Genomic DNA, 19711 nt, shown 5'->3' with positions numbered 1-19711 from the left:
TTTGTTACTTCCAATCTGCTATAGACGCGATGGGTCCGCGTTGGACATCCGGGAGGCGGCGGAAGCATGCGGGGCGGCGACACCACCGGGCTTCGCGCCTACAACGAGCGTCTGGTCATGCATGCGGTGCTGCAGGCGGAGCGGTGGCCGTCGAAGGCGGACATCGCGCGGGAGACCGGCCTCAGCGGTCAGGCCGCGTCGGTGATCGTCAACCGGCTCATCGAGGGCGGCCTTCTGATCAAGCGCGACAAGGTGCGCGGGCAGATCGGACAACCGTCGACTCCGATCGCCCCCAACCCGGACGGCGCCTTTTCCCTGGGCATCAAGATCGGACGGCGGAGCGTCGAGGCGCTTCTGGTCGACCTCCTGGGCAAGGAGCTGGGGGCGAGCCGGGTGCGGTACGAGGCGCCCCTGCCCGAGCCGGCGATGGCGACGGCGATCGCGCAGGCCACGGGCCTGCTCGGGCATCTTCCGGCGGCGGCGCGCGAGCGCGTGGTCGGTCTCGGCGTGGCGATGCCCGACGAGATCCACGCCTGGGCGACCGAGCTCGACCTTCCCGTGGGCGCGCTCGACGGATGGCGGACCGCCGATGTGGCCGGCGCCCTGGAACGGGCGACGGGTCTTCCGGTGTCGCTGTACAACGACGCGTCGGCCGCCTGCGCCGCGGAGATGATCGCGGGGAACGCGATCACGACGCGCAGCGCCCTCTACATCTATCTCGGCACCTTCGTTGGCGGCGGGGTGGTGCTCGACGGTCGGCTCTACCAGGGGGAACAGCGCAACGCAGGCGCCATCGGCTCCATGCCGACCGGCCGGAGGTTGGACGGCGGACCGCCCGCACAACTGATCCACAGCGCCTCGATCTTCCTGCTCGAGGCGGCGCTGGCCGCGGCCGGCCTCGCGCCATCCACCGCGCTGGCCGACGGTCAGGGCGACGAGGCCAACGCCATTTTCGACGCTTGGTCCGAAACGGCGACCGCCGAGCTCTCCCGCGCCGTCGTGTCCGCTCTCAGCGTCATCGACTTCCAGGCGATCGTGGTCGACGGCCTGCTGCCGCCGGTCTGGCGACAGCGCGTCACCGCAAGGCTGGCCGCGGCCCTGGAAGGGTTCAACCGGTCGGGGCTCACGCCCACCACCGTGGCCGCCGGCTCGATCGGGCCGATGGCGCGCGTGCTGGGTGCGGCGCTGCTGCCGCTCAAGGCACGCTTCTCCCCCGACACCGATCTGCTGGTCCGGTCCGGCACGGCGGCACGGCCGGCCGACACCGCCAGGGTGTAGGGCATTCTCAGGTTGCCTGGAAGCACTGAAGGGAATGCCCCTTGGATGCGTGCGCCCGCGCAAGCTGACGCCGCATCACAAGGCGCCGCTTGATCAGGGCACCACCCCGGTGCCCGCACAGGCCCTGTCGCCGATACCACACTCGCCTCGAGGTGGACGGACGATGATCCTTATCCTATTCACGTTCTTGCCGGGGCAATTCTGCCGGCGCCAGCGTGACGAGGTTGGTGGCGCGCCAGCGGTCATCGAGGATCAGGTCAAGGCGCTCGCCGGCGCGGGCGGCGACCGCCTCCGCCGCCGGGCTGAACGTCTCCGACGACCAGAGCAGAAACTCGTCGAACCACAGTTCCTGCCCCCACATCACCGCGGTGACTGTGCCGGGGCTGCTGACCGTCAGCCCCACCCGTGCGGGAAGCCCCTCGAAGCCACCACCGCCGTCGTAGAGGATCTCGGCGACCGCGGTCCGCTCGCTGAGGAAGCGCCCGCCGTCCCGCCCATGGCGATAGCCGCCGTTGGTGGAGCCCGGCATCCATTTGCGATCACCATGGATCCGTGGACCGGTGCCGTTGAAGAAGACTTCCCCCGTCGCCGCCTCCAACAGCGGCCCGAACTTCAGGGAGTACCGGTGCTCCATGTCGGCCACGGCGTGGCGGAGGTCGGCCAGCTCGGTGAAAGCGTCGAACTGCGGCCACTCGCACGCCACCGCCCAGTACCGCACGCGGTTCGGGACGGTGACGCAGGAGGGTGAGCCGAACCGCCGCCGCAGCGACGCGACGGTCCGCGAACGCGGTTCGTCGACGATCGGGTGGTTGGTGTAGACGAAGGCCAGCAGGGAGTCGAACGTCCCGGGCACGGCCTGGGCGTCGAGGGTGTTGAGGTCCGCCTCGATGAAACGGATGCGCCCCTCGACACCGTTCTCGCGCGCCAGGGCACGGGCCAGGTCGATGTTGTCGCGATCGATCGCCACCACGTCGGACGCCCCGGCAGCCAGCGCCAGGAGGGACAACAGGCCGGAGCCGCACCCGGCGTCGAGGACGCGGCCGCCGGGCCGCACGGCCGCCTGCAACGCCCGCCGGATGCTCTGCGTGCGATCCACGCGCAGGAGAAGCCGGAGGTGCATCGCCGCGGAGAACACCACGTCGCCGGGAGGGCGCACCGGCGGCGGAGCGCCGTCGCCGGGGTCCGGGTTCGGAACGGCGCTATCGTCTGACTGTGACCGCATCGTCCAATTCCATTCGTGAAGCCGGGTTCCGGGCCGGGGGCAACCGCGTCAGGCCGCCCGCATCCGTTCGAAGAAGGCGGACATTTCGCGGCTCAGCGTGGTGGCCTCGCGCCGCAGGTCCTCGGAGGCGTGGTGCAGAGCCGCCGCGGCGGCGTCCGTCGCTTCGGCCGCTTCGGCGACGCCGGCGGTGTTGGTGGCGACCGCATTGGTGCCGGCGGCGGCCTGGCTGATGTTGCGGGCGATCTCGCGGGTGGTGGCACCCTGCTGGTCCATCGCCGAGGCAATGCCGGTCACGATCGTCCGCATCTCGTTGATGGTGCCGCCGATCCCGACGATGGCCCCGGCCGCCTGGGCGGTCTCGCTCTGGATGCCGGCGACCTGTGCCTGGATCTCCTCGGTCGCCTTCGTGGTCTGGTTGGCCAGTGCCTTGACCTCGGAGGCGACCACGGCGAAGCCTTTGCCGGCCTCGCCGGCCCGCGCCGCCTCGATGGTGGCGTTCAGCGCCAGCAGGTTGGTCTGGCTGGCGATGCCGTGGATCACCTCGACGATGGCGCCGATCCGGTTCGCCACGTCGGTCAACCCGGTCATGGTGACGTTCGTCCTGTCCGCCTCGCCGACCGCGCGCTGGGCGATCGTGGTGGACTGGACGATCTGCCGGTTGACCTCGTTGACGGCCGAGGACAGCTCCTCGACCGCGCCCGCCACGGTCTGCACGTTGCCGGAGGTCTCCGTCGTCGCCTGGTTCAGGCTCTCGACCTGGTTGAGCGTCTGCGTGGCGGTGGCCGCCAAGCCGCCGGCGTGCGTCTGGACCAGCTCCGAGGCTTGGACCACCGAGGCGATGGCGACCTCCGTCCGCTTCTGGAACTCGGCGATCATGCTCTCCAGCGTGGCCTGCCGGTGCTGCTTGGCGGCCTGTTCCGCCTGCTGCTCGGCGGTCAGCTCGTCCGCCTTGCGGCGGTTGATCTTGAAGAACTCGAGCGCGCGGGCGAGCTTGCCCATCTCGTGGCCATCGCCGAGGAACGGCACGTCGATGGACAGATCGCCGTCGGCCAGCCGGCCCATGCGCTCGGTGATCATCGACAGCTGGCGGGTGATGCTCCTGCCGATGCCGTACGCCAGGATCGCGCCGATGCCGAGCACGAAAACGGCGATGCCGACGTAATAGCGCATCATCTCATAGAAGATGGCATCGACGTCGTCGATCAGAATGCCGGTGCCGACCGCCCACTGCCACGGCTCGAAACCGAGGACGTAGGAGAGCTTGAGCATCCTGCTCTGGTCGCCCAGCGTGCCGTTGCGCGCTGTGCGGTAGTAGACGTAGCCGCCGCCCTGGCGGGCCGCCTCGATCTGGCTGCGCACGGTCGGCACGCCGTCCACGTCCGTTGCGTTGATCCGGTTCTTGCCTTCCAGATCCTTTTGGACGTGCAGCAGAGTGGTCCCGTCGTAACGCTGTATGAAGAAGTAGTTCTTGTCGCCGAACCGCACCTGGCGCAGCTCCTCGCGCGCACCCTTCTGGGCCTGCTCCTCACTCAACTCACCGGATTTCTGCTTCTCGTGCCAATAGTTGATGGTTTGCTGACCGATCTGGACGACTTGCTTGAGCATTTCCTTGCGGTCGTCGAGCAGGTTGCTGTCCAGCGTCGCCAGGCCGAACCAGATGATCGCTGCCAGTGTGAACACCTGCATCGACATGAACAGCATGAGCCGACGGGCGATCGGCATCTTCTTGAGCATGGATGGTTTCCTTACCATGAAGCGTTGCGGTATCACGCCGGCGTCGGCGCGGCGGCAAGGACCGGCATCTTGCGGATGGCGTCGGATGCGGCACGAACGACACCAAACAGACGTTTGGCGGTGGCGTTGTCGAATCCGAGATCGTCGATGCAGGCAAGTACAGACTCGCGATAGAGTTCCGGGACCCCGCTGTGCACGAGGAACTCCGCCTGCTCGTCGGTCAGCGTCGTCCCGCCGTTGCGGAAGCGATAGGCGGTGTCCGCACCGTGCAGGCCGGGCACATGGTAGATGGCCGGTTCGTTGGGGAAGTGGATCCTGGACTTGTCCGGCGCGAGCGTGCCTTGCTCCCTCCAGTCCATCACCGCCGCCTCGGTGAAGCGCGCGGCCAATCCCAGGCGGCGGAACAAGGCGCGCACCGCGTCAACCGGCTCCTTGCTCGCTTCGTAGACGTAGTGGGTCATCGGAATGCCGTGGCTGCGGGCATAAGCCTTGACGCGGCGCGCGTTGAGCGCCGCGATCACGTAGTGGCGCTGCAACACCTCGGCAGGCACCAAATGCGCCAGCTTGGCCAGCCAGGAGGCCAGTGACCGGGCTGGGTCCCGGTCCAGTACGATAAGATGCAGTCGGTCGGCGGGATAGCCGGCTTCGACCAGCGCTTGGAGGGGGATGAACAGGCATTCCGCCACGGAGTACGGACCCTGTGTTTCCTTGGTGAATACATGAGAATGCACCGCTGCCGCCGGAGGTTCCCACGGCGTTCGCTCGGAGTCGGCGAGCACCTGCCGGAGCAGCGCCTTCACCGGCTGGTAATAGGACGGAATCCCGGCCATGCCGAACAGGTTGTTGAGAGCAGTCGATCCGACCCGGGCCTTGCCCCATCCGCAATAGAGAACCGGAAACTCGGCGGGACGCAACTTGCGGAAGCCAGCCGCCAAGCATGCGACGGTTTCCCGCATTGCCTCGTCCGACCTCATGGCGCGCCGCTGGAAGACGCCGTCCAATTCCAACGGCCAGGTATCGAGTTCTCGGTGTCCCTGATGCACAAGCGTGATCAGCCGCTCAAGGTTTGTGAGACGCGCAAGATCCATGCTCATGAGACATTCTTCTCCATTGAACGTGATCTGCCGCCAGAATCGGCGAATCGGACAAGTTTTCCTTTTGGCGTCGCCCATGTCCCCGGCGCAGGTGTCGCCGAACGACCGCTGCCCAGGAGGCCACTTTAGCGAAATGACCAAATTCCTTATACTTGCGCCTTTGTATCTCGCATAATCATTACGCTTGAACATATTTAAAAATTGTGAACATCGCCCACTAACGCAGTCGTTTTCATAGTTGGATTTCTTGCATTTTAATAACAATACCTTACATACTACCGTATGGTTCAGCGTTGCTGGCTTATTTATGAATGAATTACTTTCACAGTCGTGACATTGGCGCGAAATCCAGTGGTAAAGCGTGTTGTGTGGAAGTCGCCGGTGTCCAATTTCCCGGAAACAGTGAGTTGGGCCCGGTTTCCGGAAAGTCCGCCCGCACCCCGGACGAGACCTGCCAGGGCACACCGGATCGGATCAAAGTGGCGGCGCTCCGGAGATCAGGGCCAAGCTTGTTCCAGCCGCCAAACTGTCCGGGAAACGGGGACCAACTCGGTCCTCATCGGACGCAGCCTGCGTGCCAGAACTCTCCCCGCACAGAAGGCCGAGGCCCGGATCACCTGACCGTCAACCCGGATGGGGCGAGCTTGGCCTGGGAACCGGATTATGCGCCAACATCAAACAATCCGTTAAGCGGACTTGACAGGCGGTCTGTTAAGTGAAAACCTTTCCACTAAGCAAATCACTAAACATTCCGGCACCCGGCGCGTGGGGGCGGATGGCCGCCTCCGACTGGTGGCGGTCGTTCCTGGGGAGGAAAGCGTGCGAACTCCGGTGACGTTGATCTGTGCGGCCGCCTGCGGCCTGACCGTGATGGCGGCCCAGCCGGCCATGGCGCAATCGAAGCAGTTGACGCTGTGCTGGGCCGCGTGGGACCCGGCCAACGCCCTGGTCGAGCTGTCGAAGGACTTCACGGCCAAGTCCGGCATCGGCATGAAGTTCGAGTTCGTGCCCTGGACCAGCTACGCCGACCGCTTCCTCAACGAGCTGAACTCCAAGGGCAAGCTGTGCGATCTGATCATCGGCGACAGCCAGTGGATCGGCGGCGCGGCGGAGAACGGGCACTACGTCAAGCTGAACGACTTCTTCCAGCGTGAAGGCATCCGCATGGAGGACTTCATGCCGGCGACGGTCACCGGCTATTCCGAGTGGCCGAAGAACACACCCAATTACTGGGCGCTGCCGGCGATGGGCGACGCCATCGGCTGGACCTACCGCAAGGACTGGTTCTCCCGCCCCGACATCAAGGCGGCGTTCCAGCAGAAGGCGGGGCGTGAACTGGCGCCGCCCAAGACCTGGGACGAGCTGAAGGAGGTCGCGTCCTTCTTCCAGGGGCGGGAAATCGACGGCCGCAAGGTCTACGGCGCCTACATCTACACCGAGCGCGGTTCCGAAGGCATCACCATGGGCGTCACCAACGCGCTCTACGCCTTCGGCTTCAAGTACGAGGATCCCAAGAAGCCCTACAGCATGCAGGGCTTCGTCAACTCCGCCGACGCCGTCAAGGGGCTGGAGTTCTACAAGCAGCTCTACGATTGCTGCACCGCTCCCGGCATGACCAACGCCTACATGCAGGAGGGGCTGGACGCCTTCAAGTCGGGCCAGGTGGCGATGCAGATGAACTTCTTCGCCTTCTTCCCCGGCCTGTACAAGGACCCCAACGTCGGTGGCGACAAGATCGGATTCTTCGTCAACCCGATGCAGAAGGAGCGTGGGACCCAGCTCGGCGGCCAGGGCATCTCGGTCGTCGCCTATTCCGAGCGGCGCGACGACGCGCTCCAGTACATCAAGTGGTTCGCCCAGCCGGACGTTCAGAAGAAATGGTGGTCGCTGGGCGGCTACTCCTGCCACAAGGCGGTGCTGAACGATCCCGGCTTCCCGGCCAGCGCGCCGTTCGCCGCCGATTTCCTGACCTCCATGGGGATGGTGAAGGATTTCTGGGCCGAGCCGTCCTACGCCACGCTGCTGCTCGACATGCAGAAGCGGATGCACGACTACGTGATCGCCGGCCAGGGCACGGCGCAGCAGGCGCTCGACCTGCTGATCCGGGACTGGACCAAGGTGTTCAAGGATGACGGCAAGCTCTAGCCGGCCCGCACCCCCGGCACACCCGGCCGGGGGTTCTCCGTCGCATCCCGGCCACCAGCGGACGGCCCCGTCATGACCCAGACCTCCAGCCTCCACACGCTGGCGCGGCGCGCCGGTGCCGCCACGCCGCCGGTCGTCGCCGCACGGGTGCGCGGCCTGTCGGACCGCGCCGTCGCCTGGCTGTTCATCACCCCGACCATGCTGCTTCTGCTGGCGATCAACGTCTTCCCGCTGATCTGGACGATCCGGCTGTCCTTCACCAACTACCGCGCCAACCGGCCCAACGCGCCGCTGCGCTGGGTCGGGCTGGAGAACTACACCAGCATCCTGTCCGATCCCGATGTCTGGCACGCCATGCAGACGACGGCGCATTTCGTCGTCTGGTCGATCACGCTCCAGGTTCTGCTGGGTTTCGGGTTGGCGCTGCTGATCAACCGGCAGTTCCGCGGCCATGGCCTCTGGACCACGGTGATCCTGCTGCCGATGATGCTGTCGCCGGCGGTGGTCGGCAATTTCTGGACCTTCCTGTTCCAGCCGCAGACCGGCCTCTTCAACCATGTCGTCGCGTTCGTCTCCGGCCGCGACCCCAGCTCCTTCCAGATGATCGGCGATGTGACGCTGGCCCCCTGGGCGATCGTGCTGGTCGATACCTGGATGTGGACGCCCTACGTGATGCTGATCTGCCTCGCCGGCCTGCGCTCCATCCCCGACGATCTCTACGAGGCGGCGGAGGTCGACCGGGCCGGGCCGTTCCGGCGCTTCTGGTCGATCACCCTGCCGATGGTCCTGCCGTTCCTGATGCTGGCGGTGCTGTTCCGCGGCATCGAGAACTTCAAGATGTTCGACATGGTCAATCTGCTGACCTCGGGCGGGCCGGGATCGACGACCGAGGTCGCCTCGATCACCCTGAAGCGCGAGGCGTTCGAGAAATGGCGGACCGGCTATTCCTCCGCCTTCGCGGTCATCCTGTTCGTCACGGTGTTCGGGCTGGCCAACATCTACGTCAAGGTCCTGAACGGGGTGAAGCAACGATGAGCGGCGCCACACCCATCCCCCCGCGGGCGGAACGCTGGCGCAACCGGGCGGCGGCGGCGGCGGTGATCGCCTACGCGCTGATCACGCTGCTGCCGATCCTGTGGATCGTCCAGACCGGTTTCAAGACGCCGCCCGATTCCATCGCCTACCCGCCGAAGCTGCTCGCCGAACCCTCGCTGGAGGGGTACGTCAACCTGTTCACCACCCGCTCGCGCCAGACGCCGGAGTACATCGCCGCGCTGCCGCCGGCCGACGGCTGGGTCGACCGTCTCGTGCGCTCGCGCAACATGGTGGTGGCCGGGCCGTCGAAGTTCGGACAGCGTTTCGTCAATTCGCTGGTGATCGGCTTCGGCTCGACCGTCCTGGCGGTGTTCCTCGGCACGCTGGCGGCCTACGGCTTCTCGCGCTTCAAGGTGCCGCTGAAGGACGATCTGCTGTTCTTCATCCTGTCCACCCGGATGATGCCGCCCATCGCCGTGGCGATCCCGATCTTCCTGATGTACCGGTCGCTGGGCCTGACCGACACGCACCTTGGCATGATCCTGCTCTACACGGCGGTGAACATCTCGCTGGCGGTGTGGCTGCTGAAGGGCTTCATCGACGAGATCCCGCGCGAGTACGAGGAGGCGGCGCTGATCGACGGCTATTCGCGCCTCGCCGCCTTCCGCAAGGTGGTGCTGCCGCAGGCCGCCACCGGGATCGCCGCCACCGCGATCTTCTGCCTGATCTTCGCCTGGAACGAATACGCCTTCGCCGTGCTGCTGACCTCGGGCGAGGCGCAGACCCTGCCGCCCTTCATTCCCTTCATCATCGGCGAGGGCGGGCAGGACTGGCCGGCGGTGGCCGCCGGGACCACCCTGTTCCTGGTGCCGATCGTCGTCTTCACCGTGATCCTGCGCAAGCATCTGCTGCGCGGCATCACCTTCGGCGCGGTGCGGCGATGAGCGCGCGCAGCGGGCGATCCCGCCGGTGGCCCCGCGTCCTGCGCCGCCGGCCGTGGGAGAACGCGGCGACCGCGACCATCGGCGCCGGTGCCGCGATGCTGATGCAGCCCTTTTCGCTGGACCTGTACGGCTGGTCCTTCGCGGTGATCCTGGCCGGCACCGCGGCCTTCCTCGTCGTCAGCCATTTCCCGGAGTAGACCCGCCATGGCCGAGATCCGGATCGAGAACGTGCGCAAGGAGTTCGCCGGCTTCGTCGCCGTCCAGGGCTCGACCCTGACCATCGACGACGGCACCTTCTTCGTCATGCTGGGGCCGTCCGGCTGCGGCAAGACGACGACGCTGCGGATGATCGCCGGGCTGGAGCTGCCGACCTCCGGCCGCATCCTGCTGGGGGGCGAGGACGTGACCATGCGCCGCGCCGCGGCGCGCGACATCGCCTTCGTCTTCCAGATGTACGCGCTGTACCCGCACATGGACGTGCGCGGCAACATCGCCTTCCCGCTGCGCTGCCAGAGTGTGCCGCGCGCCGAGATCCGCCGCCGCGTCGAGGAGACGGCGCGGCTGCTGCGCATCGACGGGCTGCTCGACCGGCCGGTCTCCGGCCTGTCCGGCGGCGACCGCCAGCGGGTGGCGCTGGGCCGCGCCATCGTGCGCCAGCCCAAGGCCTTCCTGATGGACGAGCCGCTGGGCGCGCTGGACAGCGAGTTCCGCCATCTGATGTGCGGGGAGCTGCGCGACCTGCACGACCGGCTCGGCGCCACCACCGTCTACGTCACCCACGACCAGCTCGAGGCGATGTCCATGGCCGACCGCATCGCCGTGATGAATCACGGCGTCATCGAACAGCACGGCCCGCCGCAGGAGATCTACGACCGGCCGGCGACCATGTATGTGGCCGATTTCCTCGGCTCGCCGCCGATGAACTTCCTGTCCTTCCACGGCGCGGTGCGGCGCGGCGACCGGCGGGTGGTCATCGACGAGGCCGCCATCCCGGTCCCGGAGCTGCACGAGGAGCGCGCCGAGGGGCCGCTGGCGCTCGGCGTCCGGCCGGAGCATGTGCGCTTCGACGACGCGGCGGCGTTGCGCGGCGCCGTTCTGGGGGCGGAGTACATGGGCACGACGCAGATCGTCACCGTGACCACCGCCGCCGGCGCCCTCAAGGCCCGCATCCCCGCCAGCCGGCGGGTGCGCACCGGGGAGACGGTGGGCCTGAGCTTCCGCGCCGCCAGCCTCGCGCTGTTCGACGCGGCGTCGGGGCGGGCGCTGCGCAGCGACCTCTACGATCGGGTGGCGCATGGCTGAGGTGGCGCTCGACGCGGTGTCCCGGCGCTATGGCTCCACCGTCGCCGTGGATGACCTGAGCCTCACCGTCGGCGACGGCGAGCTGGTGGTGCTGCTGGGACCGACCGGGGCGGGGAAGACGACGACGCTCCGCCTCGTCGCCGGGCTGGAGCGGCCGGAGTCGGGAACCGTCTCCATCGGCGGCCTGCCGATGGACGGCGTGCCGCCGGCCGGGCGCGACGTGGCCTTCGTGTTCCAGCAATTCTCCCTGTACCCGCACCTGACAGTCTTCGACAATCTGGCCTTCCCCCTGCGCTCGCCGCTGCACCGCCAGCCCGAGCCGGCGATCCGCGCGAGGGTGGAGGAGATCGCGGCGCTGCTGCGCATCGGGCACAAGCTGGGCAATCGGGCGACACGGCTGTCGGGCGGCGAGATGCAGCGGGTGGCGATCGGCCGCGCCCTGGTGCGGCGTCCGGCGGTCTATCTGATGGACGAGCCGCTGTCGGCGCTCGACGCCAAGCTGCGCGCCGGGCTGCGGCTGGAGCTGAAGCGCATCAAGGACGAGCTGGGAGCCACCATCCTGTACGTCACCCACGACCAGATCGAGGCGATGACGCTGGCCACCCGCATCGGCGTGCTCGACCGCGGCCGTCTGCTCCAGGTCGGGACCCCGCGGGAGGTGTACGAGCGCCCCCGCTCGGTGCAGGTCGCGGCCCGGCTCGGCACGCCGGCGATCAACCTGTTTCCGGCCGGGCTGCTGCCGGCCCCCGGAGCGCCGCCCGCCACCCGCACCATCGGCGCCCGGACCGAGCATCTGCGCCTCGGCCCCCCGGACGGCAGCCTGGGGCCGAACGCCCGGCCGGCGCTGGTGCGCCGGGTCGAGCATCTGGGCGACCAGAGCTACCTGCATCTGGAAACCGGCGGGCATGCGCTGGTGGTGCTGGCCGACCCGCACGCGCCGCTGCGGGCCGGCGACACGATTGCGGTTGAACTGGTGGCGCCGCTGTGCTTCGACGCGGCGGGCGAGCGTATCGAGGCCGCCCCGCCGGCGCGCGAGCCGGCGGCCGCCACCCCCTTGAGGAGGGCACAGCCATGACCATCGACGCCGCGGCCCGCGCCCGGCTGATCCGCGCGCTCGCCGGCACGGTGATCGCGCACGCGGACGAGCTGACCGGCCTCGACCAGGCGATCGGCGACGGCGACCACGGCCTGAACATGAAGCGCGGGTTCGAGACGGTCCTGGCCGAGGCCGACACGCTGGCCGCGCAGCCGCTGCCCGCCATGCTCGCCGGGATCGGCAAGACGCTGGTGATGCGCGTCGGCGGTGCCAGCGGACCGTTGTACGGAACGCTGTTCCTGACGCTGGGCAAGACGCTGCCGGAGGAGTCGGGGATGGCCGACGCGGCCCCGGCACTGGAGGCGGCGGTCGCCGCGGTGAAGGCGCGCGGCAAGTCGGACGCCGGGCAGAAGACGATGCTTGACGTGCTGGTGCCGGTGCTGGAGGAGCTGAAGGCGGGCGGGGAGGGGCTGCCCGCGCGGCTCGCCGCGACGGCCCATGCCGCGGCGGAGGCGACGGTGCCGATGCGCGCGGTGCGCGGGCGCGCGTCCTTCCTGGGCGAGCGCAGCGTCGGGCACATGGATCCGGGGGCGCGGTCGTCCGCGCTGATGGTGGAGGCGGTGGTGACTTGGTTGGAGGAGCAGGCGTGACTGGGCCGGACGCGAACGCAAATGTGGGCATCGTCATCGTCTCGCATTCGCCCGACGTGGCGCGGGGGACGGCGGACATGGTCCGCCAGATGGTGGGGGACGAGGTGCCGCTGGCTTGGTGCGGCGGCAATCCCGACGGCGGTCTCGGCACCAGCGTGCCGGCCATCCTGGACGCCATCGACCGGGCGTGGTCGGAACGCGGCGTCGCCATCCTGGTCGATCTCGGCGGGGCGGAGACCAACAGCGAGATGGCCATCGAGATGCTGCCGGAGGAGCGGCAGGGGCGGGTGTTGCTGTGCAACGCCCCGATCGTCGAGGGCGCGGTGATGGCGGGAACCGAGGCGTCGGCCGGCTCCACCCTGGAGGAGGTGCGCCGCACCGCCGAAGAATTGAGGCCGGCGTGAAAGGGGACGGCATGATGAACGGCCACAGCCGCGGATCGGTCCTGCTGCGCCACGAGGTCGGGCTGCACGCCCGACCCTCGGTGAAGCTGACCAAGCTGGCCAAGAGCTTCCAGAGCCGGATCGACCTCGGCCTGTCGGCCGAGGGACCGTGGATCGACGCCAAGAGCATCGTCAAGGTGATGGCCGCCAAGGCGCCGAAGGACACCGAACTCCACTTCCGCGCCGAGGGCGACGACGCCGCCGATGCCGTGGCGGCGTTGGTCGGACTGGTCGAGCGGGATTTCGATGATGGCGACTGAGGAGAGCCGGCAGGGCAGGGCGGCGAGCCCCGGCATGGCCGCCGGGCCGCTGCTGCGGCTCGACGATGGCGATGCGGGGGTGCGCGCCGCGGGCACTCCGGTGATGGAGACGGCGGCCCTGCGCAGGGCCATGGCGGAGGCCGCCGACGAGCTTGCCGGTCTCGCCGACGCGGCCGGCGACGACGAGGCGGCGGCGGTGCTGGCCGTGCAGATCGCCCTGCTGGAGGACGAGGCGCTGACCGAGGCGGCCTTTGTTGCCATCGCCGGAGGCACGCCCGCCGACGTGGCGTTCCGCGCCGCGCTCGACGCCCAGGTGGCCGATTACGCGGCGGCCGAGGACGCCTATTTCCGCGCCCGTGCCGCCGATCTTGAGGATTTGCGCGACCGCGTGCTGCGCCGGCTGGCCGGCGTGGCGGAGCGGGCGCTGCCCGGAGACGCCATCCTGGCCGCGGCCGACCTGCCGCCGTCGCGCTTCCTGGCGGTGCCGTGGGCGGGCGGAGGGCTGGCGCTGGAGCGCGGCAGCGCCACCAGCCACGTGGCGATCCTGGCGCGGGCGCGCGGCGTGCCGATGCTGGTCGGTGTCGCGTTGCGCGGCCTTGAGGACGGCGCGCCGGCGCTGCTCGACGGCGCGGCCGGCACGCTGGTGGTGCGCCCGGACCCTGCGACGGCCGCCGCCTTCGCCGAACGGCGCGCCGCGTGGGAGGAGCGCCGGGCGGTCGAGGCGGCGTATCTCGCCAAGCCGGCGGTGACGGCGGATGGCACGCGGGTGCGTGTGATGCTCAACATCGCCGGCCCCGACGATCTGGCGCCGCTCGACCCCGCCCATGTCGACGGCATCGGGCTGGTGCGCAGCGAGTTCCTGTTCCAGGGTCGCGACCGGTTGCCCGGCGAGGAGGAGCAGCTTGCCGCCTACCGCCGCATCCTCGATTGGGCCGGCGACCGGCCGGTGACCATCCGCACGCTGGACGCCGGCGGGGACAAGCCGATACCCGGCCTGACGCGGGCGGGGGAGGGCAACCCGTTCCTCGGCGTCCGCGGCTTGCGGCTGTCGCTGCGTCACCCGGAGGTGTTCCGGGTGCAGCTGCGGGCGCTCGCCCGTGCCGCCGTCGCCGGCAACCTCAAGGTGATGGTGCCGATGGTGTCGGTGCCCGACGAGCTGCGGCGGTGCCGGGATCTGCTCGACGAGGCGTTGGCCGGGCTGGAGGGCGAGGGTGTTCCGGCGGCCCGGCCGCCGCTCGGCATGATGGTGGAGGTGCCGGCGGCGGCCCTGTCCGTCGCCGATTTCGACGCCGATTTCCTGTCCATCGGCAGCAACGATCTGATCCAGTACACCATGGCCGCCAGCCGGGACGAGCCCGAGCTGGCCGAGCTGGCGGAACCGTCGCCCGCGGTGATGGAGCTCATCGCCCGCGTCGCCGTACATGGTGCCGCCACCGGTCGGGAGGTCAGCCTGTGCGGCGATCTGGCGGGGGAGCCCCGGCATGTGCCGGCGCTGCTGGGCGCCGGTCTGCGCACGCTGTCGATGGCGCCGACCTCCGTCGCCGCGGTCAAGGCGGCGGTCGCGCGCTGGAGGGCGGCGGGGTGAGTGCTGCGCCCGAACAGGAACCGCCGCTGGTCGCCTACAAGCGGGTGCTCCAGGAGGTTCTGGCCCTGCGGCCGTCCGGCACGCGGCAGCGCCTGGCCGAGGCGATGGGCAAGAACCGCAGCTTCGTGTCGCAGTTGACCAACCCGGCCAACCCGACGCCGGTGCCGGCCCAGCACATCGAGCTGATCTTCGATCTCTGCCACTTCGCGCCGGCCGAGCGCGAGGCGTTCCTCGCCGCCTACCGCCGCGCCCACCCGCGCCGGCTGCGCCAGCCCCACGAGCACCACCGCGCCCGCCGGATCAGCGTGGAGGTGCCCGACCTCGGCGACGAGGAGCGCAACCGCCGGCTGGACGCCATCGTCACCGAATTCGCCGCCAGGATCGCCCATCTGCTGCACGACCTCTAACCACATCCAGGGCCGGGGAGGAGACAACCGCCATGAAGAAGCTGATCAACAGCGTCGATACCGTGCTCGCCGAGAGCCTCGCCGGCTTCACCGCCGCACACGCCGACATCGTGGCGGCCGATCCCGAGGGCCGCTTCGTCCGCCGCGCCGCCGTCACGCCGGGCAAGGTGGCGCTGATCTCCGGCGGCGGCTCGGGGCACGAGCCGCTGCACGCCGGCTTCGTCGGGCGAGGCATGCTCGACGCCGCCTGCCCAGGACAGGTCTTCACCTCGCCCACCCCCGACCAGATGATCGCCGCCGCGGAGGCGGTGGAGAGCGGCGCCGGAGTGCTCTTCATCGTCAAGAACTACGAGGGCGACGTCATGAACTTCGACATGGCGCGCGAGATGTTGGACCGCCCGGTCGCCACCGTCCTCACCAACGACGACGTGGCGGTCGAGACGTCGAGCTATTCCACCGGCCGGCGCGGCGTGGCGGGCACAATGATCGTCGAGAAGATCGTCGGCGCCGCCGCCGAGGAGGGCCGCGACCTCGCGGCGCTCCAGGCGCTCGGCGAGCGCGTCAACGGCCGCACCCGCTCCATGGGGGTGGCGCTGACGAGCTGCACGGTGCCGGCCGCCGGCAAGCCGACCTTCGCGCTGGGCGAAGGCGAGATGGAGATGGGCGTGGGCATCCACGGCGAGCCCGGCCGCCGCCGCGTGCCGCTGGCGAGCGCCGACGCCATTGCGGCGGAGATGGTGGAGGCGGTACTCGGCGACTTGGCCGATCAGGCGTCAGGGGACGCGCTGCTGCTGATCAACGGGTTCGGTGGCACGCCGCTGATGGAGCTGTACCTGATGTACGACGCCGTCCGCCGCCGTCTGAATGGCCGCGGCGTGACCGTCGCCCGGTCGGTGGTCGGGAGCTACGTCACGTCGCTCGACATGGCGGGCTGCTCGGTCACGCTGTCGATGCTCGACCCCGAGACCGTCGCCCTGTGGGACGCGCCGGTGCACACGGCGGCGCTGCGCTGGGGGGCATGAGCCCCCGCTTCGCTGCCGAACTCCATATTTTCCATAAGAATACTTATCACGCTTTTCGATGTAGGCGCAAAGTTAGAATGTCGCGGTCTGGCAAAGCAGAAATGTCAGTTTTCGAGCGGGTGATCCCCGGCTTGGAGGCTGGCGATGGGCTGGGTCGTGATGAGCGAACGGGATGTCCGGCGTGTCGAGGTGCTGGCGGAGGTGGCGGGCGGGCGGTTGACGGTGGGGTCGGCGGCGTCGGTGCTGGGGCTGAGCGAGCGTCAGGTTTGGCGTCTGGTTCGGCGCTACCGGACGGGCGGCGGGGGCGCGATCGTGCACCGGGCGCGGGGTCGGCCGTCGAACAACCGGCTGGGTCCGGGTCTGCGTGGTCTGGCGCTGGAGGGCTATCTGGCGGCGCATGGGCGGCCGCTGGCCTTCTACTCCGACAAGCACTCGGTGTTCCGGGTGGCGCGGCGGGAGGCCAAGGGCGGCCAGGGGATGACGCAGTTCGGGCGGGCTCTGGCGGAGCTGAACATCGAGATCCTGTGCGCCAACTCCAGCCAGGCGAAGGGTCGTGTGGAACGGGTGAACCGGACGCTGCAGGACCGGCTGGTGAAGGAGCTGCGGCTGGCCGGGATCGGCGGCATCGAGGCGGGCAACGCCTTCCTGCCGGGTTTCATGGAGCGCTTCAACGCGCGCTTTGCGGTGGCCCCGGCACGGCCTGAGGATCTGCACCGCCCGGTGGAGCTGCCGGCGGAGCGCCTGCGCACGATCCTGTGCTGGCGCGAGCGGCGCCATGTCGGCCAGCAGCTGACGCTGTCCTACGAGCGTCGGCGGGTGATGCTGGAGGAGACGGAGCTGACGCGTGGGCTGGTGGGGCAGTATGTGGACACCTACGCCTACGCCGACGGGCGGCTGGAGATCCGCTGGCAGGGGATCCCCCTGCCCTACACGGCCTTCGACAAGGACCAGCGGGTCGGCCACGCGGCGATCGTGGAGAACAAGCGGCTGGGCGCGGCGCTGGCCTGGGTGAAGGCGATGCAGGACGCCCAGCCGCCGCCGACGGTCAAGACCAACAGCGAGCGCAACGGCTACCGCAAGACCGGGCGCAAGCCGCCGGGCCGCAAGGGCTTCGTGGACAAGCGCGCCGAGGCGCGCGCCGGGGCCGGCCTCAACCGGCCGCGGTGAGGGCCGCCGCAGGCGTGCCGGTCTTGCGGGAGCACGGGCACGGCAGGGTCCGATTGGGCGCCGCGACGGCACCTTCATCCCGCTGGCGATCGTGGTGTGGGTGGCCGGCGCCGTCAAGCCAGGCCCTGCGGGCCTCCGCCTCCGGCGGCTGCGGGCTTGACCGCGCCGGCCACCCACACCCGCGTTCCACCATCGACCTGAAGGGCCCACTGTTGCCATCGCCGGCCGGACCGCGGCGCACTGACAGTCCTGCTTTGCCGAACACCCTGACACTTCAGCTTTGTTGCAACATTCGACGATCACCGGGAGATCAGCCGCAACTTCTATCACACGAGCTTCCGGGACCGCTGGGGGAAAGACGACCGCGGCTACTGCTGCGTGACGGGGCACGACATGGCGCGGGAACGGCGGCGGCGTCTGGCGAAGCTGACCCGCCGTGCGGATCCGCGCGCGCATGTGGTGGCGAAGCTGCGGGCTGGCTGGTCGCCGCAGCGGATCGCGGGCCGACTGAAGCGGGAGCCGTGCGCACAGGGCACGGTGTCGCACGAGACGATCCAGCAGTTCGTCTACGGTGGTGGACTCACGTTTGGAATGCGATACGCGCCGCCGCGGGGCTGCGGCAACAGCGCGCACATCACGTTCGTATGCGTCACCATGGGGTGGCTCCCGACCGGGAGCTTCAACCCATGGAGACAACATTGGACAGCATTCTCCCGCACTCCGCAGCCGTGCCGCTGGCTTCCCTGCCCGTTCCCGCCGGGCCGCTCGGTGGCCTGATCGCCGCCGCCCGCGACCGGCTCGTCGCCCAGGCCGGTGCCGCCGGGGTCACGCTTCACCTGGACAGCAACATGTGGTCGCTGGCCGCCATCAATGACGAAGCCGTCGCGGCCGGCTCGTGGGAGCCGATGCTCCCCGCCTGCGATCCGCGGCACCGGCGGCTGCACCCCGGCAACGCCGCGTGGCTGGTGGGGACCGGCCGTGACGGTGCCGTGGTGACCGCACAGGCCATCGTGCTCTACGATTGCCGCGACCGGTCGGTCGGCTCGATCTTCCAGGACCTCTCCGCCCTCTACGACCAGCCTCCGGGCGACGCCTGGTGCGAGGTGACATCGCCGCTGGCGCTGTCCATGCGGGGCCGGGTGGCCTGGGCGCTGGCTGGCTGGACCCGTCCCGACCACCGCGGACGCGCCCTGTTCCCGATCTGCCACCGTGCCACCAAGCTGGTGGGCTGGCTGCGCTGGCAGCCGGACGCCTTCATCGGCTTTTCCGATCCGGACCTGGCCGAGCGCGTGTGGAACGAGGGCTACATGGGCACCCGTCTCATGGACCCTGTGCCGGGCGTGACCTTCAACCAGCCGGGCCTGCGCGCACTGCCCATGCATTTCATGGCGTGGACGCGGGCGATGTTCCTGGGTGACCTGGCGGAGCCGCTGGTGGAGGTGGCCGAGGCCGCCTAGAAATCCACCCCGGAGAGGACCGCGCGGCGCCCTATGCCCGCGGTCCACCCCAGCAGCACATGAGTGTAGAAGGTGGGTGGCTGACCCGGCCGCAACATGGTGATCAGGTTGAGCAGCGGCTCGCCCCCGTCGATCGATTCCTGGTATTCGCGGTCGATGCGGGCGGCATAGTCCGCGTGCGGATCCTCCAGATGCGGGCGGCCGAGCTGGCATTGCGCCCAGTCCCGGCCGAAATAGCGCACGGTCGGTTCCGCCAGCATGCGAACCCGCAATTCCTGCTCCGAAGGGCCGCTGTTGGCGAAGAATCCGCAGCGGTCCCGCAGCCCCAGCGCCTCGATCTCCTTCAGGAAGGCCGGTGAGAGCACCCGGTGGGCCCGCCAGATGTCGCAGAGTGCCGCCTGCCAGTCGGCGGCGACGCGAAGCGGCTGGCGATGGATGATCACCTCGGTCACCGGGGGCGGCGGTGGTTCCGGCTCTCCGCGGCCGAATCGGAGGATGGCGGGAAACCCCCTCCAAACCAGCGGAACCGCCCTCATTTCCAGGACCGGAGTCATGACAGTCCATTCTCGAGGCGGCCGTGCTGCGCGTTCACCGGATGGCGACGATCCTCGCCACGGAAAGCAGGCGTCGCAGCCACCCGAGCCTGTGCGCGCGCCTTCTGGACGGCATGATGTCAGACAGCCCGCCTGCCGGCAAGGCGGTGGTTGCCGCATAGCCGACCGCGGCGTCGAAGGACGCGGACATGTCCCCATAGGCAGCCTGGACGATGCCGGTGCCCTCATCCAGATTCAGCCGGCAGACCCGGCCGTCGGGTGAACGGTAGGTCCAGGGCTCGTAACGCAGCTTTTCCCAGCCGAGCACCGTGAAGTAGCGGTGTGCCAGTTCGCTGGTACGAAACAGATCCGGCCGCATCTCATACCCCCGTATGCA

General features: G+C 69.2%; 20 protein-coding genes. 15 read left to right on the top strand and 5 right to left on the bottom strand.

All coding sequences use genetic code 11. The features are described 5' to 3' along the window. The first annotated feature begins 66 nt into the window (after positions 1-66). The gene (locus HL658_RS23710; RefSeq protein ID WP_211109828.1) at positions 67-1278 is read left to right on the top strand and encodes an ROK family transcriptional regulator; all 1212 of its coding nucleotides are present in this window, start codon (positions 67-69) and stop codon (positions 1276-1278) included. A 175-nt stretch (positions 1279-1453) separates the two neighbouring features. Here HL658_RS23710 and HL658_RS23705 read toward each other — a convergent pair whose 3' ends face one another. Genes HL658_RS23705 through HL658_RS23695 form a run of 3 tightly spaced genes read right to left on the bottom strand, consistent with a single transcriptional unit; the run spans position 1454 to position 5328 of the window. Continuing rightward, positions 1454-2500 (bottom strand): methyltransferase domain-containing protein, encoded by a 1047-nt coding sequence (locus HL658_RS23705; RefSeq protein ID WP_180284347.1) that lies wholly within the window; start codon positions 2498-2500, stop codon positions 1454-1456. Positions 2501-2548: 48 nt separating this feature from the next. Continuing rightward, positions 2549-4234: a methyl-accepting chemotaxis protein gene (locus HL658_RS23700; RefSeq protein ID WP_180284346.1), complete on the bottom strand. Its 1686-nt coding sequence runs from the start codon at positions 4232-4234 to the stop codon at positions 2549-2551. A gap of 32 nt (positions 4235-4266) precedes the next feature. After that, entirely contained in the window at positions 4267-5328 is a 1062-nt protein-coding gene (locus tag HL658_RS23695; RefSeq protein WP_180284345.1) for a sulfotransferase family protein, read from the bottom strand. 819 nt (positions 5329-6147) lie between these two features. Between HL658_RS23695 and HL658_RS23690 the strand changes: the two genes are divergently transcribed. From HL658_RS23690 to HL658_RS23625, 14 genes are all read left to right on the top strand, one after another. Next, positions 6148-7473, top strand: coding sequence for an ABC transporter substrate-binding protein (locus tag HL658_RS23690; protein WP_211109827.1), 1326 nt, complete (start codon positions 6148-6150; stop codon positions 7471-7473). Between the two features lie 72 nt (positions 7474-7545). Further along, positions 7546-8508, top strand: coding sequence for a carbohydrate ABC transporter permease (locus HL658_RS23685; protein ID WP_180284344.1), 963 nt, complete (start codon positions 7546-7548; stop codon positions 8506-8508). Continuing rightward, positions 8505-9452 carry a carbohydrate ABC transporter permease gene (locus HL658_RS23680; RefSeq protein ID WP_180284343.1) on the top strand — a complete coding sequence of 316 codons (948 nt, stop codon included), beginning with the start codon at positions 8505-8507 and terminating at the stop codon, positions 9450-9452. Before HL658_RS23685 ends, HL658_RS23680 begins: the two co-directional genes overlap by 4 nt. Beyond that, a complete protein-coding gene (locus HL658_RS23675; protein ID WP_180284342.1) occupies positions 9449-9649 on the top strand; it encodes a hypothetical protein in 201 nt (66 codons plus the stop codon). The genes HL658_RS23680 and HL658_RS23675 overlap by 4 nt, the downstream gene beginning before the upstream one ends. 7 nt (positions 9650-9656) lie before the next feature. Beyond that, a complete protein-coding gene (locus HL658_RS23670) occupies positions 9657-10754 on the top strand; it encodes an ABC transporter ATP-binding protein (protein ID WP_180284341.1) in 1098 nt (365 codons plus the stop codon). Continuing rightward, the gene (locus HL658_RS23665) at positions 10747-11829 is read left to right on the top strand and encodes an ABC transporter ATP-binding protein (RefSeq protein WP_180284340.1); all 1083 of its coding nucleotides are present in this window, start codon (positions 10747-10749) and stop codon (positions 11827-11829) included. The genes HL658_RS23670 and HL658_RS23665 overlap by 8 nt, the downstream gene beginning before the upstream one ends. Then, positions 11826-12440, top strand: coding sequence for a dihydroxyacetone kinase subunit DhaL (dhaL, locus tag HL658_RS23660; protein ID WP_196242315.1), 615 nt, complete (start codon positions 11826-11828; stop codon positions 12438-12440). Before HL658_RS23665 ends, dhaL begins: the two co-directional genes overlap by 4 nt. Beyond that, on the top strand, positions 12437-12844 hold the full coding sequence (gene dhaM / locus HL658_RS23655; RefSeq protein WP_180284339.1) for a dihydroxyacetone kinase phosphoryl donor subunit DhaM: 408 nt from the start codon (positions 12437-12439) through the stop codon (positions 12842-12844). The genes dhaL and dhaM overlap by 4 nt, the downstream gene beginning before the upstream one ends. A gap of 11 nt (positions 12845-12855) precedes the next feature. After that, complete coding sequence (locus HL658_RS23650; protein WP_211109826.1) at positions 12856-13143, top strand: HPr family phosphocarrier protein; 288 nt, start codon at positions 12856-12858, stop codon at positions 13141-13143. After that, complete coding sequence (gene ptsP / locus HL658_RS23645) at positions 13130-14728, top strand: phosphoenolpyruvate--protein phosphotransferase (protein WP_211109825.1); 1599 nt, start codon at positions 13130-13132, stop codon at positions 14726-14728. The genes HL658_RS23650 and ptsP overlap by 14 nt, the downstream gene beginning before the upstream one ends. Next, positions 14725-15135, top strand: a complete 411-nt coding sequence (locus tag HL658_RS23640; RefSeq protein ID WP_180284336.1) for a hypothetical protein — start codon at positions 14725-14727, stop codon at positions 15133-15135. The genes ptsP and HL658_RS23640 overlap by 4 nt, the downstream gene beginning before the upstream one ends. Positions 15136-15167: 32 nt before the next feature. Continuing rightward, the gene (gene dhaK / locus HL658_RS23635) at positions 15168-16157 is read left to right on the top strand and encodes a dihydroxyacetone kinase subunit DhaK (RefSeq protein WP_180284335.1); all 990 of its coding nucleotides are present in this window, start codon (positions 15168-15170) and stop codon (positions 16155-16157) included. Positions 16158-16301: 144 nt separating this feature from the next. Continuing rightward, complete coding sequence (locus HL658_RS23630; RefSeq protein ID WP_180284334.1) at positions 16302-17324, top strand: helix-turn-helix domain-containing protein; 1023 nt, start codon at positions 16302-16304, stop codon at positions 17322-17324. Between the two features lie 698 nt (positions 17325-18022). Further along, positions 18023-18781 (top strand): hypothetical protein, encoded by a 759-nt coding sequence (locus tag HL658_RS23625; RefSeq protein WP_246337815.1) that lies wholly within the window; start codon positions 18023-18025, stop codon positions 18779-18781. Here HL658_RS23625 and HL658_RS23620 read toward each other — a convergent pair. Together HL658_RS23620 and HL658_RS23615 are read right to left on the bottom strand one after the other, a co-directional pair. Continuing rightward, positions 18778-19224, bottom strand: coding sequence for a hypothetical protein (locus HL658_RS23620; protein ID WP_180284332.1), 447 nt, complete (start codon positions 19222-19224; stop codon positions 18778-18780). The genes HL658_RS23625 and HL658_RS23620 overlap by 4 nt on opposite strands. Before the next feature lie 145 nt (positions 19225-19369). Then, entirely contained in the window at positions 19370-19693 is a 324-nt protein-coding gene (locus tag HL658_RS23615; RefSeq protein WP_180284331.1) for a hypothetical protein, read from the bottom strand. Positions 19694-19711 lie beyond the last annotated feature (18 nt).

This window comes from Azospirillum oleiclasticum (genome assembly GCF_013423485.1).
GTDB lineage: Bacteria > Pseudomonadota > Alphaproteobacteria > Azospirillales > Azospirillaceae > Azospirillum > Azospirillum oleiclasticum.
This window is presented reverse-complemented; position numbering and strand designations above follow the sequence as displayed.

Excerpts from the sequence above, each read along its gene's own strand:
- dhaL (WP_196242315.1), top strand. The coding sequence starts at position 11,826 with ATGACCATCGACGCCGCGGCCCGCGCCCGGCTGATCCGCGCGCTCGCC.
- HL658_RS23615 (WP_180284331.1), bottom strand. The coding sequence starts at position 19,693 with ATGCGGCCGGATCTGTTTCGTACCAGCGAACTGGCACACCGCTACTTC.
- HL658_RS23700 (WP_180284346.1), bottom strand. The coding sequence starts at position 4,234 with ATGCTCAAGAAGATGCCGATCGCCCGTCGGCTCATGCTGTTCATGTCG.
- HL658_RS23710 (WP_211109828.1), top strand. The coding sequence starts at position 67 with ATGCGGGGCGGCGACACCACCGGGCTTCGCGCCTACAACGAGCGTCTG.
- HL658_RS23685 (WP_180284344.1), top strand. The coding sequence starts at position 7,546 with ATGACCCAGACCTCCAGCCTCCACACGCTGGCGCGGCGCGCCGGTGCC.
- dhaK (WP_180284335.1), top strand. The coding sequence starts at position 15,168 with ATGAAGAAGCTGATCAACAGCGTCGATACCGTGCTCGCCGAGAGCCTC.
- HL658_RS23665 (WP_180284340.1), top strand. The coding sequence starts at position 10,747 with ATGGCTGAGGTGGCGCTCGACGCGGTGTCCCGGCGCTATGGCTCCACC.
- HL658_RS23650 (WP_211109826.1), top strand. The coding sequence starts at position 12,856 with ATGATGAACGGCCACAGCCGCGGATCGGTCCTGCTGCGCCACGAGGTC.
- HL658_RS23705 (WP_180284347.1), bottom strand. The coding sequence starts at position 2,500 with ATGCGGTCACAGTCAGACGATAGCGCCGTTCCGAACCCGGACCCCGGC.
- ptsP (WP_211109825.1), top strand. The coding sequence starts at position 13,130 with ATGATGGCGACTGAGGAGAGCCGGCAGGGCAGGGCGGCGAGCCCCGGC.
- HL658_RS23670 (WP_180284341.1), top strand. The coding sequence starts at position 9,657 with ATGGCCGAGATCCGGATCGAGAACGTGCGCAAGGAGTTCGCCGGCTTC.
- HL658_RS23630 (WP_180284334.1), top strand. The coding sequence starts at position 16,302 with ATGGGCTGGGTCGTGATGAGCGAACGGGATGTCCGGCGTGTCGAGGTG.
- HL658_RS23680 (WP_180284343.1), top strand. The coding sequence starts at position 8,505 with ATGAGCGGCGCCACACCCATCCCCCCGCGGGCGGAACGCTGGCGCAAC.
- HL658_RS23695 (WP_180284345.1), bottom strand. The coding sequence starts at position 5,328 with ATGAGCATGGATCTTGCGCGTCTCACAAACCTTGAGCGGCTGATCACG.
- HL658_RS23675 (WP_180284342.1), top strand. The coding sequence starts at position 9,449 with ATGAGCGCGCGCAGCGGGCGATCCCGCCGGTGGCCCCGCGTCCTGCGC.